Origin of the sequence: Paraburkholderia solitsugae (assembly GCF_013177695.1) — a bacterium.
In the GTDB taxonomy this organism is placed as follows: domain Bacteria; phylum Pseudomonadota; class Gammaproteobacteria; order Burkholderiales; family Burkholderiaceae; genus Paraburkholderia; species Paraburkholderia solitsugae.
Genome location: NZ_WOEY01000105.1, coordinates 13548 through 27449, shown reverse-complemented (window position 1 = coordinate 27449; position 13902 = coordinate 13548). Strand labels below are relative to the sequence as shown.

23 protein-coding genes are annotated in these 13902 nt (G+C 58.0%); 20 read left to right on the top strand and 3 right to left on the bottom strand.

Features of this window, described 5'->3' with window-relative positions; translation table 11 throughout:
- Positions 1 to 230: 230 nt before the first annotated feature.
- Both GNZ12_RS26855 and GNZ12_RS26850 read left to right on the top strand, forming a co-directional pair.
- Positions 231 to 797: a hypothetical protein gene (locus GNZ12_RS26855; protein ID WP_172315221.1), complete on the top strand. Its 567-nt coding sequence runs from the start codon at positions 231 to 233 to the stop codon at positions 795 to 797.
- A gap of 85 nt (positions 798 to 882) precedes the next feature.
- Positions 883 to 1416, top strand: coding sequence for a hypothetical protein (locus GNZ12_RS26850; protein WP_172315220.1), 534 nt, complete (start codon positions 883 to 885; stop codon positions 1414 to 1416).
- Between the two features lie 458 nt (positions 1417 to 1874).
- Here the strand turns inward: GNZ12_RS26850 and GNZ12_RS26845 are convergent, their stop codons facing one another.
- Positions 1875 to 2228, bottom strand: a complete 354-nt coding sequence (locus GNZ12_RS26845) for a hypothetical protein (RefSeq protein ID WP_172315219.1) — start codon at positions 2226 to 2228, stop codon at positions 1875 to 1877.
- A 361-nt stretch (positions 2229 to 2589) separates the two neighbouring features.
- Between GNZ12_RS26845 and GNZ12_RS26840 the strand changes: the two genes are divergently transcribed.
- From GNZ12_RS26840 to GNZ12_RS26775, 14 genes are all read left to right on the top strand, one after another.
- Entirely contained in the window at positions 2590 to 2892 is a 303-nt protein-coding gene (locus GNZ12_RS26840; protein ID WP_169491228.1) for a type II toxin-antitoxin system HigB family toxin, read from the top strand.
- Positions 2893 to 2897: 5 nt separating this feature from the next.
- Positions 2898 to 3254: a helix-turn-helix domain-containing protein gene (locus GNZ12_RS26835; RefSeq protein ID WP_168788769.1), complete on the top strand. Its 357-nt coding sequence runs from the start codon at positions 2898 to 2900 to the stop codon at positions 3252 to 3254.
- Positions 3255 to 3262: 8 nt separating this feature from the next.
- Positions 3263 to 3532, top strand: coding sequence for a hypothetical protein (locus GNZ12_RS26830; RefSeq protein WP_172315218.1), 270 nt, complete (start codon positions 3263 to 3265; stop codon positions 3530 to 3532).
- 6 nt (positions 3533 to 3538) lie between these two features.
- Positions 3539 to 4105 (top strand): hypothetical protein, encoded by a 567-nt coding sequence (locus GNZ12_RS26825; protein ID WP_172315217.1) that lies wholly within the window; start codon positions 3539 to 3541, stop codon positions 4103 to 4105.
- Between the two features lie 88 nt (positions 4106 to 4193).
- The gene (locus tag GNZ12_RS45610) at positions 4194 to 4415 is read left to right on the top strand and encodes a ClpX C4-type zinc finger protein (protein WP_172315216.1); all 222 of its coding nucleotides are present in this window, start codon (positions 4194 to 4196) and stop codon (positions 4413 to 4415) included.
- Positions 4416 to 5040: 625 nt separating this feature from the next.
- Complete coding sequence (locus GNZ12_RS26815; RefSeq protein ID WP_172315215.1) at positions 5041 to 5673, top strand: hypothetical protein; 633 nt, start codon at positions 5041 to 5043, stop codon at positions 5671 to 5673.
- Positions 5674 to 5684: 11 nt separating this feature from the next.
- Positions 5685 to 5843, top strand: coding sequence for a hypothetical protein (locus GNZ12_RS26810; protein ID WP_235993901.1), 159 nt, complete (start codon positions 5685 to 5687; stop codon positions 5841 to 5843).
- Positions 5844 to 5933: 90 nt separating this feature from the next.
- Positions 5934 to 6230 carry a hypothetical protein gene (locus tag GNZ12_RS26805; RefSeq protein WP_172315214.1) on the top strand — a complete coding sequence of 99 codons (297 nt, stop codon included), beginning with the start codon at positions 5934 to 5936 and terminating at the stop codon, positions 6228 to 6230.
- 14 nt (positions 6231 to 6244) lie between these two features.
- Complete coding sequence (locus GNZ12_RS26800) at positions 6245 to 6700, top strand: antitoxin VbhA family protein (protein ID WP_172315213.1); 456 nt, start codon at positions 6245 to 6247, stop codon at positions 6698 to 6700.
- A 522-nt stretch (positions 6701 to 7222) separates the two neighbouring features.
- On the top strand, positions 7223 to 7441 hold the full coding sequence (locus tag GNZ12_RS26795) for a hypothetical protein (protein WP_172315212.1): 219 nt from the start codon (positions 7223 to 7225) through the stop codon (positions 7439 to 7441).
- An 82-nt stretch (positions 7442 to 7523) separates the two neighbouring features.
- Entirely contained in the window at positions 7524 to 7715 is a 192-nt protein-coding gene (locus GNZ12_RS26790) for a hypothetical protein (RefSeq protein ID WP_097393057.1), read from the top strand.
- A 45-nt stretch (positions 7716 to 7760) separates the two neighbouring features.
- Positions 7761 to 8234, top strand: a complete 474-nt coding sequence (locus GNZ12_RS26785; RefSeq protein WP_172315211.1) for a hypothetical protein — start codon at positions 7761 to 7763, stop codon at positions 8232 to 8234.
- Between the two features lie 65 nt (positions 8235 to 8299).
- The gene (locus GNZ12_RS26780; RefSeq protein WP_172315210.1) at positions 8300 to 8875 is read left to right on the top strand and encodes a hypothetical protein; all 576 of its coding nucleotides are present in this window, start codon (positions 8300 to 8302) and stop codon (positions 8873 to 8875) included.
- 245 nt (positions 8876 to 9120) lie between these two features.
- A complete protein-coding gene (locus tag GNZ12_RS26775) occupies positions 9121 to 9753 on the top strand; it encodes a hypothetical protein (protein ID WP_172315209.1) in 633 nt (210 codons plus the stop codon).
- Here GNZ12_RS26775 and GNZ12_RS26770 read toward each other — a convergent pair.
- Positions 9747 to 10028 carry a hypothetical protein gene (locus tag GNZ12_RS26770; RefSeq protein ID WP_172315208.1) on the bottom strand — a complete coding sequence of 94 codons (282 nt, stop codon included), beginning with the start codon at positions 10026 to 10028 and terminating at the stop codon, positions 9747 to 9749. The two genes, GNZ12_RS26775 and GNZ12_RS26770, sit on opposite strands and share 7 nt — an antisense overlap.
- A gap of 144 nt (positions 10029 to 10172) precedes the next feature.
- On the opposite strand from GNZ12_RS26770, the gene parS reads away from it, so the two are divergent.
- The 4 genes from parS (at position 10173) to GNZ12_RS26750 (ending at position 12479) form a co-directional block, all read left to right on the top strand.
- Positions 10173 to 10700 carry a type II RES/Xre toxin-antitoxin system antitoxin gene (gene parS, locus GNZ12_RS26765; protein WP_172315207.1) on the top strand — a complete coding sequence of 176 codons (528 nt, stop codon included), beginning with the start codon at positions 10173 to 10175 and terminating at the stop codon, positions 10698 to 10700.
- Complete coding sequence (locus GNZ12_RS26760; RefSeq protein WP_172315206.1) at positions 10697 to 11167, top strand: RES family NAD+ phosphorylase; 471 nt, start codon at positions 10697 to 10699, stop codon at positions 11165 to 11167. Before parS ends, GNZ12_RS26760 begins: the two co-directional genes overlap by 4 nt.
- Positions 11164 to 11583, top strand: coding sequence for a hypothetical protein (locus tag GNZ12_RS26755; protein WP_328806075.1), 420 nt, complete (start codon positions 11164 to 11166; stop codon positions 11581 to 11583). Before GNZ12_RS26760 ends, GNZ12_RS26755 begins: the two co-directional genes overlap by 4 nt.
- Positions 11584 to 11741: 158 nt before the next feature.
- A complete protein-coding gene (locus GNZ12_RS26750; RefSeq protein WP_172315205.1) occupies positions 11742 to 12479 on the top strand; it encodes a hypothetical protein in 738 nt (245 codons plus the stop codon).
- 58 nt (positions 12480 to 12537) lie between these two features.
- Here GNZ12_RS26750 and hmpA read toward each other — a convergent pair whose 3' ends face one another.
- Entirely contained in the window at positions 12538 to 13749 is a 1212-nt protein-coding gene (hmpA, locus tag GNZ12_RS26745; protein WP_172315204.1) for an NO-inducible flavohemoprotein, read from the bottom strand.
- Between the last annotated feature and the right edge of the window lie 153 nt (positions 13750 to 13902).

Below are 13902 nucleotides of genomic sequence, written 5' to 3'. Positions count from 1 at the left end.
TACGCTGCGGGGAAAAAATCGGGCATGACAGCAACTCTCCGTGTAGGCGGGATGTGCTGGCTACACCCCGCTCGAGGAAAGCGCCTGAGTCAGGTGTGTGGTGCGGCGGTCAAGCCCGGTTCTCGTGAAGATTCTGCAATGCCAGCGCAACGAGCCGGTGTACCGGTTTAAGATAGTCGCCGGTGTGCAGACTGCCAAACCAAAAACGGGCGGCCAATGCCGTCGACCAGATGACGACCGAAAAAGATAAATCATTCAGGGGCAACGCCAGCCAGTTTTTTGTGGCGGGCGAGTTGTGTCGGCGTGGGTATGCCGCGGTGGTCACGCTGGGCAACACCCCCAACACCGACGTTCTGTGCAGTAACCGGGCGGGCACGAAGTTCGTTCATGTGCAGGTCAAGACCTTCGTGCCCGGAACCGTAACCTGCAACGTCGGCCTGAAGGCTGAGCGTGCGTTTGGTCCCAACTTTTTCTGGATCCTCGCTGGCATTCCGCCGGCCGACTCAGCGGAGCGCTTCCGTTACTTCATCGTCCCTTCCGCCGACATGGCCGCCAACGTCGCGAGTACGCATGTGAAGTGGTTGGCAACCCCGGGCAAGGGCGGCAGGGCGCATCGGGACAATCCGGTGCGCGCCGTCAGCATCCCGCCGCTGACGCGGCCATACCACTGGAGCGTCGAAGGGTATGAGGATCGCTGGGACCTGATCGACACGGCGCTGACCGGCGACCCGGCCATAGCGCTGATGGAGGCCGGCTGGAATCCTCAGTCTGCGCTCGCCGCGGACGCCGAGCACTGAAGCGCGCGCTTCGGGCGGCGGAATTCATCCCTGCTTCTCTCGGGCGAAGGGAACATGAACGATGGGATGACAGCGGAGTGCGCCCATGAATAGCATCTCGATCGATGCTATCGGAGGCGTCCTTCCGCTTGCCGTGTCGCTGCTTTACCTGCCGCGCAGTGTCAGATCGCTGGGCTGCTTTAACGGCGTCGCGTTCATCCTGTCGCTGCTGATCTCGACGTTTTCCTCTTACTGCGACAGCAACGCTGTCCATGTCGTACCTGGGGCTATCCTCCTGTGCCTCGCGTTGTGGCTTCCGCGGGCTCGCGGGCGCAACCGGGACTTCCCGGCCGCGGCGATCTTTGCACTCACGTTCATCGCGGGCTTTCCGGTCGACGTCTATCTCGGGCACATTTGCCACGCGGCGAACGGGACCGCAACCGTCGGCGGCGCCGGTCTGGCCGATGGCCTGATTCTTGGCCCGGCCATGCTTGCCGCAGTTCACTGCGTCATCTATTACTTTTGCGAACGCGACGAGAACGGCAAGGTCAAGCTGGGAGCCTTCCTCGAACAACAGTTCGCGGTCCTGCGACCGTCTGCTGACCGCACGGGCACTGCTGTGGATGCGAAGCGTTTGTAACGCGTAGCGAATGTCGTTCAGGCGCAATCCGTTTCGGCACGCCAACACCGCTCAATTACAAGGCGCAGGTCTTCGACGCGTAAAACGAAGGCACGCGCGTGCTCTGTCTCGGCGATTAGCATCTGGACGGATCCGTCGCTGTGGTAATACTTGGCCAGTCGCTGCCACCACACATGCGGATACCACGCAAATCTTAAGCATCGTTGCCTCCATGAAAAAACGTTGCCCACCGTGATGAAGAACACGGGCGAATAATCGAAGGAGGTATGCGTACCGTCAGACGGCAGTGCTTGGCGAGCCGGCAAAAAAAAACCGACCTGTCAGGGTCGGTTAAAAGTTCTGCCAATTCCGAGGGCCGTAGCAGAACCTGAGAGGCAGAATTATGCCAGCTGTTCTCTGTCTGTTCAGGCCGTTTCCGAATGCTAAATGAGCGACACCGGGCGTGACGCGTGCCACGTTCATTGCACCTTATAGCCACTGCGATCGCAGGCTACAATCAGCGCGTTGTGAACCGCGAGCGGCATCGACGACCGCAATTCGGGCTTCAGGGTCGGGAGGCTCTTATCGACGACGTCCGTCGCCTGGGCTAGCGTGACGCCGTTCAGACACGCCGCGAACACTGGTTGCGTCTGCTGGAAAAACACGCGATCCGCGTCCAGTACGCCGGCCACGTAGGTCTGCCGCTCCGAGGGCGGCATTGCCTGGTAGTGATCTGGCGAGACCGCTTGACGGATTCCGCCTGGAGTCTGCGCAAATGCCGCCGATACTGTCACGCAGGCTGTGAGTGCCAACAGAACTTTCTTCATTTGCATCCTTTATTCCTCGATTCCATTGTGATGAGCGATTCGGCCCGCAAGGACCGCGCGCCAGACGCTCAGGTTGTCCAATCCGGTTTTAACGGCAACTGATCCCGTTTTCTTGACCCCGGGAAGGAACTGCGGGGATCACGCCGCGTGCGGTCGCTCTAGCGTTGCTTCAGCCATTCCGTGCAAAACCATTGCCCCGCGCTTTTTCCGAGGAACGCGGACTTCGTATGGGGCGCGAAGCGATTTTCGGCCATATGTTCGCAAACCTGCTCGGAATAGAGGTCGAAACGGCGGGTGTTCCGAGTTCAAGGACCGTGACCGAGGTTTGACACTTGCCTTAGTCCCAAAATGGGACTAAGATGCATCGATGCGAATCATTGCGAAAAAAGTCCTCCTGGCATTCTGCGACAAGCATCCGATCGCGCGGCAGTCGCTGCTGGCATGGCATGAGGAAGCGGTAAAGGCCGTCTGGATGACGCCGCAGGACATAAAGGCCAGATATGCGACCGCGAGCTTTGTTGGCCGAAACCGTGTGGTATTCAACATCAAGGGAAACGACTACAGGCTGATTGTTGCGGTCGCGTATCGCATCGGGGTCGTCTACATCAAGTTCGTCGGAACGCATGGTGAGTACGACAGGATTGATGCTGAAACCGTAGAACTGGAGTGACCAAGATGGAAATCCGTCCAATTCACAACGAACACGATTACAAAGAAGCCTTGCAGACAGTATCTGGCCTGGTCGACGCCGACCCGGCTCCCGGCACTCCGGAAGGAGACCGTTTGGAGGTGTTGGCCACCCTGGTGGAGCGTTATGAAGCTGAGCACTTTCCGCTCGATCTTCCCGATCCCATTGAGGCCATTAAGTTCCGCATGGAGCAGGCCGGACTGTCTGCCAGCGACATGCAGCCGTATCTTGGCAACCTGAACAGAGTCTACGAAGTGCTCAATCGGAAGCGCGGGCTAAGCCTTGCCATGATTCGCCGTCTGAATCGCGAGTTGAAGATTCCAGCTGAAGTACTCATCGCCTAGGAAAAGCAATGAACGACAACATTAGGCGATTTCCGCGCCCTACAGCAAATCGTAAGCGACTCGACCTCAACACTGGAATGGTTCGATGTGAGGTGTCGAGTCGGTGGCTTCAGTTTCCCGATACTGCTACCGCATTTACAAGCGGAACTCTGATGTGCATCGATGTGATGACCCTTGGCGAAGACGATCAGCCACGCAAGCTGTGTGAACTCGTGCTTTCGAAAGAAGACCTCATCGCAATGTTGGACCGCGTGCCGGTCAAAAGTACCAGTGAGTGAACCGGAATGACACAAAATACGCCACTGCACCGTGCCTGCATTGCGGTTGCCCGCAATGTGTTATGGCGCAACGGTGCGACCTCGAGCGACATCGTGGAGACGCTCGCGCGGAAATTCCAGGCGATCGCGGAAGAGCATCAGGACTTCGTGCGCAAACAGCGAGAGCACGATGACGTGATAGCGGACGCTGTTGAATATATTGGCCACGTCCACGCACTGCCCACCGGCACCGACACAGAGTGGTTCCGACACCAGCTAGCCGCCCTAATAGAAATCGCGGTGCCGAACACGGGACTATCCGAGGACGCCGCGAAGTTGCTGCCGCACCTTCAGGAAGGCATTCGCGAATCGCAAGCTGACGTACCAGTGCAGCGCAGCGCCCTGCGGATGGAGGACGAGGAGGCAAAGGAAATTCGCCGACTCGAGGAAGCTGGCGTCGAACATGGAGCCGTATCTGACCTCCTCGATCTCGTCGAAAAGCTTTATCACGGGGATCCTTTGGACGACAGAGATAAGCGACTCTTTCAACTGGCTGCTCTGGCAGCTCCGATGACAAGGCAGGCACGCTCCTGAATACTGAGTCAACGGGCATACAATAAGATCCCGAGGGCATTCGGTACCAAAAGAAGCTCTATCGAAATCGGAAAACGCACGGTCTACGATGAAAAGCGCCAACGACGTTCTGCTTTGCGACTTTTGCGGGAACAGCCAGCATGTTGCTGCACTGCTCGTCCGAGGGATTGCGGATGCAGCGATTTGCGATGAATGCATAGATACGTGTACTGAGATCGTCACTGAGCGCCGCGCAGAGAGGGCGGAACGTATGCCGAAGATCGTTAGCGTCGCCCGTGCTTGGGCGGCCAAAGCCATTGGAAAGCGTTGAAATAGCAGTCGAGCCTAGAAGAGGACGGAAAACGGGAAACGGCCATACATGATAATCAGCATTCAGCCACCGAAAATTCCGGCACCGAAAGATTGGGGCACGTTCGAAGTTGAGCCGTTCGAGCAATACTATCGACGGTGGCCCGAGGAATATGCGCACGTTCCTTCGCCTGTTGTCGAAACTTGGGTCTATCGTCATTGGCGAGAGTTTCAGTTGTGGCTAGGGCTTCGGCCGCTCGATTGGTGCTATGAGGTTACACGGATGAGCTCTGCCGAGATTCTCACTGTAGGACATGTGCGGAGGTGGCCGGAAATCCTAAGGTTTTGGGGCGATGATCTCTTCGATCAGCCTCATAGGCGCACCACTTGGCTTGGTCGCACGATGTTGGAATTGGGCACTACGCCCACGCCGATCATTATCGCGCGGGCTGGCGGGCGATACTGCCACCCGAGGGAAAGTAATGCTTACTTTCGAGAACCATATCAGCTTATCGAAGGGCATATGCGAATCGCATATCTGCAAGCCATGATTCGCCATAAGCATTCGCCGTTGTTGGCTGATCATGAGGTGATCGTGGCGACGCTGCCTACGGACCTGGCTGAGTAGGAAAACGACGGGGAAAGCCATGAGCTACGACGAGCACGATGCGGCGATGGATGAAATGTACGAGCTTATCGGTGATGAGCTGTATCCGGAGCATCGCACCCAGGCGATCGGTGAATTCACAGCGGATCGCTTGAGTTCGTACTATCTAGCCAATCCAATGGTTATGCGCCCCGCCGTCGATGCCCTCCAAGAGGCGAACCGGCTCAAGGATAACGGACATCATTCAGCAACTGTCGTGTTTTGCGCCACGACGATCGAGTTACTCCTCAAGGCCACGCTTTTGCAGCCCATCGTCTATGGCCTTGTCCACAACGAGGGACTAGCGGACATCATCGTGAAGCACGCCGTTGGGCAAACGGGTTTTGACCGCTACCGAGACCTACTGTCGCGCCTCTTTAAGGAACTCGCTAACCTAGACATAGCAACGGTCAGTCGAGAAGGCGCTACAGTCGCACTCATCGACGAAAGCCGACGCGTTCAAGGTCTTAGAAACGACATCATTCACAAAGGTCACGCTTGCGATGAAGCTGCTGCGCAAAACGCGTTCGACGTAGCAGTAGCGGTCTTCGAGCGGATCGTAGTGGATGTGCTTTGGCAACTCGGCCTCGCTGTCGGCAAGAAAGGCCGGATCGAGCCTCGGCAAGATACGTAGGAGAAGGCCGTATGACACTCCTCGAAATCGCGCGCCGTTGGCGAGAGCAAAACGGGTACGCCGGGCGAGGTGGTGTGATCGTGCTGTTCCATGGTGAGGTGCAAAGCTGGGTCAACGAACTGCGCAATCGGGAGCAATGGCAACCGGGCTGCGTAGCTATCGATGAGTAGGGTCGGAGTTGGACGACGATCGCTGGCAATCAGAGTGATGGAGCGCTCATGTGGCTGCCCAACGATCCCATCTAGGAAGAGGACGAGACCATGTATCGCGACTTGTTGAAGGCTATCGCAGATTGTTTCGAGCGCATCGCGGACGACCATGCGGGTCACGGGGGCGAAGTTGCTACGCTGATCGAGCAATGCCAACAGGCGATCAAAGACTCGCGAGAGGGTGCACTTGGCCCGTGGGAGCAACGTGAGCTTGACTATGCACGCGCGGCGCAGCGCGCCGGATGGCTTCGACTTGCTCTCACAGCCGCTGAGAAGGCGCTTTTGGTTAGCCAACTACCACCGGCTGAATACGCGTACGGTGCGAATTGCGGCCAACCAGCCGCATAACGGAAAAGCGAACAATGAGCGAGCAGATTACCGAGCAGGAGCGGCTTGAGCGGCGGCTCACCGTCGACAACGCCATTGCTACGCAACAGCTCGACATGGGTGTGGTCGCAGACCTAGAAGCGTACGCCCGCGGCGAGCTAACTCTCGAACAGGTGCGCGACTCCACACTTGCGCGCGAACGCAAAAGGACGATTGGCGACCTGACGAACCTTTACAACGGTATAAGGCCTGCCTACGAAGCAGTTGGCAATGTCATCGGCGGTCTGGTGCTCTTAACGGCTTGGGCCTATTGCTCGCTCAGATACGGCTTCCTTCTTGGTTTCGGTTTCGGCTGGGTCCCGGCTGCAATCCTTGGCTTTATTGCCACTCGACTGTGGCCGCTGTTTATCGTCTTGCTGATCGTTTTCTGGACACCGATGTTTTTAATTTGCGTAGGTGCCGCAACCGAGATCAAGTCATTTTTCCACTGAGAAGAGGGAAAAGCGGCCTAGGCCGTGCAACAAGGAAAACACGCGCGTCACACATGAACGAAGACAGAGCGGGCAGTTAGGTTGCCGTCAAGCTGTCTGCTGAATTCTCAACGGGGAAACCAAGGACAATGAAACCGAAGACACTGGCTGTTTCGCTGGTCGCTTTCCTTTTCTGTATGGTAAACAATGCCCACGCCGGCGACACCATCCAACAGTTCGGCAAAGGAGTTGGATCTACATGCGGGACATGGACGGCTGAACGAAAGTCATCGACGCAATGGCTATCTGCGGGAAACTGGGTTCTCGGCTTTATGTCGGGTGCAGCTAGCGCACTCGATAGGGACCTTCTGGACGGCCTAGACTCCGAGGCTGTTTTGGGATGGATGGACAACTATTGCAGCGCTCATCCATTGGACAAGATCGCTGTCGGTGCAACGCGGCTTTTAGAGGCGCGGGCGAATGCGAGGTAGACCGAACAACTGACCCGCGTCGCGACGCCGTACAACGCGTAGGAAAATCCATATGAAACTCATCCCTATTGCGCTATCCCTGATCCTAATTGGCTGCGGCCAAGCATCGCGTGATGCTTCGCCCACGGCAGCAGGCCACTATCAACTGGCTGTGGATAGCGGCGGCAATGCGTGGAGATTAGATACGAACACGGGCGAAATGAAGCGTTGTTGGCAAGGCACCTCACCAGCAAAAACGGCGCCGAGTTGCTATACAGCGACTCAGGAGTGACGCGATTGCCACGCGCGTGACGCACGGAAACCCGAGGCAGAATCGTCGTAGCAGCACGAAACCTACCATCGACAGGGAAAAAATGAATCGATCAATCATCGTTGTCGCGCTGATGCTTGCCGGATGTGCATCACCGGCGGTTTTTCGTGACCCCAAGACGGGTCAAGTGGCTCAATGCAATGCAACGACGCCAGGGATTTTTCCGATCATCGCTCAACACGAGATTGACGATTGCGCAGCAGCTTATGGACGCATGGGCTGGCAGAAGCAGTAGAGCGTGAATCTGGAGCATGGAAAAGCCTCGGCGATCGTGAGTTAAATGACGCCGCCCAGCAGCAGGACTCGGGTATCACGAAAGAGGACAAGCATGGCATTCAAGATCAAAGTCGCCGATCAGAAGCGCATCGATGCAGCGTTCGGCGAACTGACGGCGCAGCGGAGCACGTTGGAAGAGTCTGTGCGTGTGTTCAATGAGGCGGTTGCGGCTGCACGTGCGAAGCTGGAACTAGACGTGGACGAATATAACGAAAAGGTTGATGCGGCGCGGGGCATGCTCGATGACGTGCATCGTGAGCTTGAAGATGAATTCGATGATAGGTCGGCGAACTGGCAGAACGGCGACAAGGGAATCGCGACGAAGGAATGGATCGATTCGATCAGCGCATTGGCCGAGGAATTAACCGAGGCGGCGCTTGACGTCTTCCCCGAATCGCTCGAATTTGAGGATGTAATCGGCGATGACCCCGCCGAGGGCTACAACGAACTGGACAAGGAAGCGCCAGGCGCAGAGTAATCAGCGGCGGCCTGACATACCGAGGAAAAGGGAACAAAGACAGCAGATCACGAAGTGAGGCGAAAATGGATCCTTACGAACTCATCAAAGCTGTACCAACGGAAGTGGTAAAGGAATCGGAAAAGCCACGGATGCCGAACCATTCACTCCATAAAGTCGTCTTAACGGCAATGTTCACGTTTGTTGCGGCAACTGCGCGTGCAGGGGATCTTCCAGATTCGCGGTTCACCCCCGGCGCGATTAACCCCGACGTAACTCAAGCCAATATTCATCAGACGGTGTGCGTTAAGGGTTACACCAAGGCAATCCGGCCTCCGGCGTACTACACAAACGCTCTGAAGAAGCGCCAGATCGAGCAGTTCGGCTACGCTGACCGTAAGGCGCGCGACTACGAGGAAGACCATCTTGTGGCTCTTTCTATTGGCGGCGCACCCACCGACGAACGCAACTTGTGGCCGCAGCCACGCAATAGCGAGTGGAGTGCTGATAAGAAAGATCAGCTTGAGTTTGTGCTTTACAAGATGGTCTGTAATGAAGAAATTTCGCTGAAGCAAGCGCAACGAGAAATGGCAACGGACTGGATTGAAGCGTGGAAGCGATACGTGCCGACGCACCCTGATTACCGGTTCAAGGGCGAATAGGAAAAGGCGTATGGCACTTGCACAGATCGAGGGGGACGGTTGGGAGCTTGACGACGCAGAAGTCGTCGCGAAGGCGCATCCATCGACCTTCTGGTTGCCTGAACGGGAGCGACGTGAATCGCTTCGCCCGGGTGATACAGTGAAACTGATTTTTAGGATCAGGACCGTGGCCGAGGATGGAAATCAGGAGGTTCACGTTGAGCGGATGTGGGTGACTACCGAGGGGCTAGAAGAAGGCTCGTACCTTGGAACGCTCGAGAACAATCCACTGTGTACGTCGGACATGGTCGCGGGCTTTCGAGTCATTCGACTACACCGCCTTCATTGAAGAACTGCACGAACTCGTCGCACGCGCGAGGAATTTTCGCGCCGATGAACGCAACAGGGATAGCGAGAGCTTTCGACGTTGGCGGCACGAAACGGAAGAACTCATCCACCGCATAAATCGGCTCAGGTACGACATCGCGTGCGGTCTCGAAGGTCGGAGCTTTCAGGTCATGGCCTACGGGTCCATAACTGCGCGCGAGCAGCAGGCAAAGTTTGACCTCGATCTGAACGATACGTTGGGCGAATTCGAGCTGGTGATGAGCCGCTTCGAGAAATATGGCGATCCGAAGGCGAAGCCGGCCGCGGCGACCAACGGTGCGCAGGCGGTGCCTGCAGTAGCAGCCAAGTCTGAACCGCTGACGGCTCCTGAAAAGGTAACGATCAGCTGGCTGCTGGCCAATGTGCCGGTTACCTGGTATCTGGCGTTAGTCGTGTCGTATGTAGCTGCCTTTGGAGCCGGCATGACCGTGGCAAGCACGAAGCTCGGTAAGACGATTGTCGAGTGGGTAACTCCTGCGCCTTCAGCCAGCAAGCCAGCGGGCACTCAATGATTTAGCCAATCCAGCACCTCGGTGCGCGGGCCGAACCGTGGTGCCGAGATCCATCGCGTTAGCTGCGGCCGCCATTCCTCCCACGCGTACGCTGTGAGATCAAATTCTTCTTCGATTTTTCCACTGTCGTCGTCGCGCAGAAACGCAAATACGACCTCGTGGCCATTCCAGTAAGCCACGGCAAAGTCGGTCAGTTCGGCCACCATCCCGCGGGATAAGTCCCGAAGCATCATCGACAGCTGGGCCGAAAACGTCTCTATCGTCAGTTCAGTCATGGGGTCTCCCCGGGAATGGTGCGCGAACCGGCATAGCCCTGCGGGCTTATGAAGTTGCCCAAATGAGCATAGCTTGCTTCTCATTTGGGAATCTAATAAACTGTACCAGTTGGGAATCAATCGCTGCCCATTTGGGAGAAAATCATGACAGCAGAAGCAGTGGCAGGACGGCAGCATTCGCGGCGGACAAAGTCCAGCGCTTCAGCGGCAAAGTCTGCAACGGCCGCTAGGCTCGCGCACATAGGCACCAACGGGCTCGGCGCTCGGGAAGACGATCTCACGTTTTTCCTCGGCCTCGCCCCGATCGAACAGTCACGCCTGATTCGAGACGGCATGGAGGCGGTCATCGTCAGCCGGATCGCCACCGAGTTGCTGGATATCCCGGTGCAAACCTTGCTCGCTAGTCTGCGCCTTCCCAGCAGCACCATCAACCGCAAGATTTCTCAGGGGGAGCGGCTCAGCGCGAGCGAATCGGACCGTGCAGCGCGCACGATGCTGATTTACGCCCAGGCCAAGGACGTTCTCGAAGACGGCAGGCTGGCGGCTGAATGGCTGCTGCGCCCGAACGTTGAACTGGGTGGTGAACGACCATTGGACACGCTGGATACGCAGACGGGATTTGACCGTGTGCGTGACCTTCTCATACGTCTCGAACACGGCGTGACCGTATGAAGGTGTTTCGCCTCGCCAAGGAGAAGCCCGGCAAGTACCGGGCCGATGATCTGAGCGGCAACGGTGCTGCCCTGGCTGGCGGCCGCTGGAATCCGCGGGGGGTGCCGGTGCTCTATACGTGCTGCCACGCTTCGACAGCGGTCCTCGAGGCACGCGTTCATGCGTCAGGTCTGCTTCCGGTGGCCAACTTCTATCTGGTCACGCTGGAAGTGCCGGACAGGGTGGTGTCGAGCGCTTACGTGCCGGATCTGCCGGACGACTGGAACGTGCTCGATCACGATCCCGCGTCGACTGTGGATCTGGCGAGGCAGTGGCTCGAAGCCGGCAAACGGCTTGCAATGCGGGTTCCGTCTGTTGTATGTCCGAGTGACGACAACCTGATCCTGAATCCAGCGCATCCGGGCATGAAGCACGTAGTGGTGTTGCATAAGCAGCGCTTCGAGCTGGACCGGCGGCTCTTTAAGTGAAACCAGCGGCGATCGCGCTCGTGCGGTCGACGTACGAACAGGACCATGACAGGCGGAGTAGTGGTATGAATCCCGTTGAAGCGAAAACGACCCTTGAGCAGCTGGCGCGCGGCATCGATCCCGAGACGGGTGAAATCCTCGCCGGACAAAGCCCGTTCAATAACCCGCAGGTGATCCGGGCCCTGTTTTTTGCTGTCAAGGAACTCGACAAGCTCGGCGGTGAGCCCGCGCCTGCCGGGCGAGCTGCCCGCGAACGACCGCAGAACGCCGGCCGCTCCTGGTCGGATGAGGAGGATGCGAACCTGTTGAAGGCCTTCGACGCGGGCGTGTCGGCGAAGGATCTTGCTGCGAAACACGGCCGCACGAAGGGTGCGATCGATTCGCGCCTTGTTCGCCTCGGCCGCGTGGATCATTGAATGCCTGCTGCGTGTGCGTTCGCAGGAGCGTGTCACGTAGGGTAGGTGAGATCGCTGACGGTTAGTTGCAAATTATCGTTTCCTCCAACGCCACTCTCCCCGAATCGGAGACCGAATGACCAAGGTAGTTGCGCGACATCCCCCTCCATTTGCTTGAGATGGGCGACATCGTCGAAGACTGGATACCGGTGAAGACGGCCATGCTGGCCGGACCTCTGCTTGACCTCACGCTCGCTAAATGGAGCGGCGACTTCAGCCTCGTCGTCGTTCAGCTTTACGCAGGCCTGCATCCGGCGTACGTGCTGGTCCAAGACAACGAGACCGCGACTGAGACCGACAGCGAGAGAACGCTCAGGCCGTGGAACCCACAGGCGGACCCCGAGCTTGCCGCGCAGTTGGTGCGTCGACTGAACGCCGAAGGGGTGCCCACGGAGCGCGCCGAGGGTGACGACATGCGCGCTGCGCTGTGCCGTGCGCTGACCAACGCCGTGGGGCCTGTCGTAGCGGTGCCGGTGTACAGCCACGTCGGCGACAAAGTGCCGGACGTCGATACCGTTCGGGCACTTGACGAGCGGATCTTCGCCACGCTAAGCGCCGATGAGCGCGCGGTGTTGAACTTCTACCGTACACGGGGCCGAAAATTCGGCGCGTACATCACGATTACCGGCGACGTCGATGAGACTGCGCTGGCCGCCGGCGCCAGCCCGCTGCAGGAGGACGCAATCCTCCGCCGCAGCAGCCGGGTGCATGTTTCTATGACCGATGAAATGGGGGCTGGGAATGGGGTTGTCGCACTTTCCGTGCAAAATATGGCGGTAGCAGCGCGCAGAGCCGCTCGCAGCAAGGCTCGGCCGCTCGGTAGCTTTCGCGCAATCAGCAATTCAGCAAGTACTTGATCAATATGGATTTTCAGGATCAAAGCGCCAGATTTTGCACGGAAAGTACGACAACCCCTTATTCGGCGAACAGGTCCGGACCAAACACTTCGTAGTGAATGCGGGCGTCATGGATGCTGAGCTCCTTTAGCGCGTCATGTTGCATGCGCATAAAGGGGATCGGTCCGCAGATGTAGTAATCGGCGTCCGGCAACAGGATCGAACTCTTGATCAGATTGACGTCGACGAAGCCTGCGTGATCGTAGTCACGGCCCTGAGTATCGTGGGGCCGTGGCTCGTCATAAAACACCACCAGATGAAAATTGGCATGCGCCGCGGCTGTCTCACGCAGCCGGTCACGCATGGCATGCACCGCGCCGTTGCGAGCACCGTGGACAAATACCACCTGCCGCTGCGGATCCTGTATGGCCTTCTTGAGCATGCTGATCATCGGCGTCAGCCCCACGCCTCCGCTGATCAGCACGATAGGCGTCCTGGCGCTCACATCGATATGGAAACTGCCATATGGCGCGGCCAGCCTGACCTCGTCTCCGACATTGACGTGATCATGCAACAGGCAGGAGACATAGCCTGGCGGGTGCGTACCGCCGCTCTCGCGTTTGACCGAGATGCGGTAGCTGCGTCCGTTTGGCGTATCCGAGAGGCTGTACTGCCGAATCTGCCGCAAACCCAGAGCCGGCACGTTCACGGCGATACTGGTGTATTGCCCGGGTTCGAAGTTGGCGACGGGTCCGCCATCGGCCGGTTCAAAAACGAAGGATGTGATGACGCTGCTTTCCGGCCGCTTCTCGCGAACGACGAAGGTGCGCCAGCCGGCCCAGCCGCCCAGTCTCTCCGCGGAGCCTTCGTACAACTCACTTTCCATGCCCATCAGCATGTCTGCCAGGTTGCTGTAGGCCTGTGCCCAAGCGGAAACAATATCCTCGGTCGCCGCGGTCCCGAGCACGTCCTTGATGGCGCCAAGCAGGTGCTCGCCGACGATCGGATAGTGCTCCGGCAGCACGCCGAGGCTCGCATGCTTGTTGGCGATGTTTTTCAGTACTGCCGTCAGGCTTGCGGGGTCCTCGATATTCTCCGCGTAGGCATAGACGGCACGCGCCAGCGCCTGCTGTTGCTGCCCCTGTTCCTGATGCGCCATGTTGAACACATTCTTCAGTTCAGGATGGGTCTCGAACAGGCGCTGATAGAAGCGCTGGATGATGGCGTAGCCATATTCGGCCAGAACGGGCGCGGTGGCCTTGACGATGTCCTTCGTTCGCTGCGTCAGCATGACCTGGCTCCTTCACAACGCTGGGGAGCGCCCCCACCTGGCTCAAGTCTATACAACGATGGCGCGTTTGATGATACCGAGTCGGCCCGGCTCGAGCCGAAAGCGGCGGCCGAGAGCATACTGGCATCGGTTGACGATATCTCCGTTGAACAC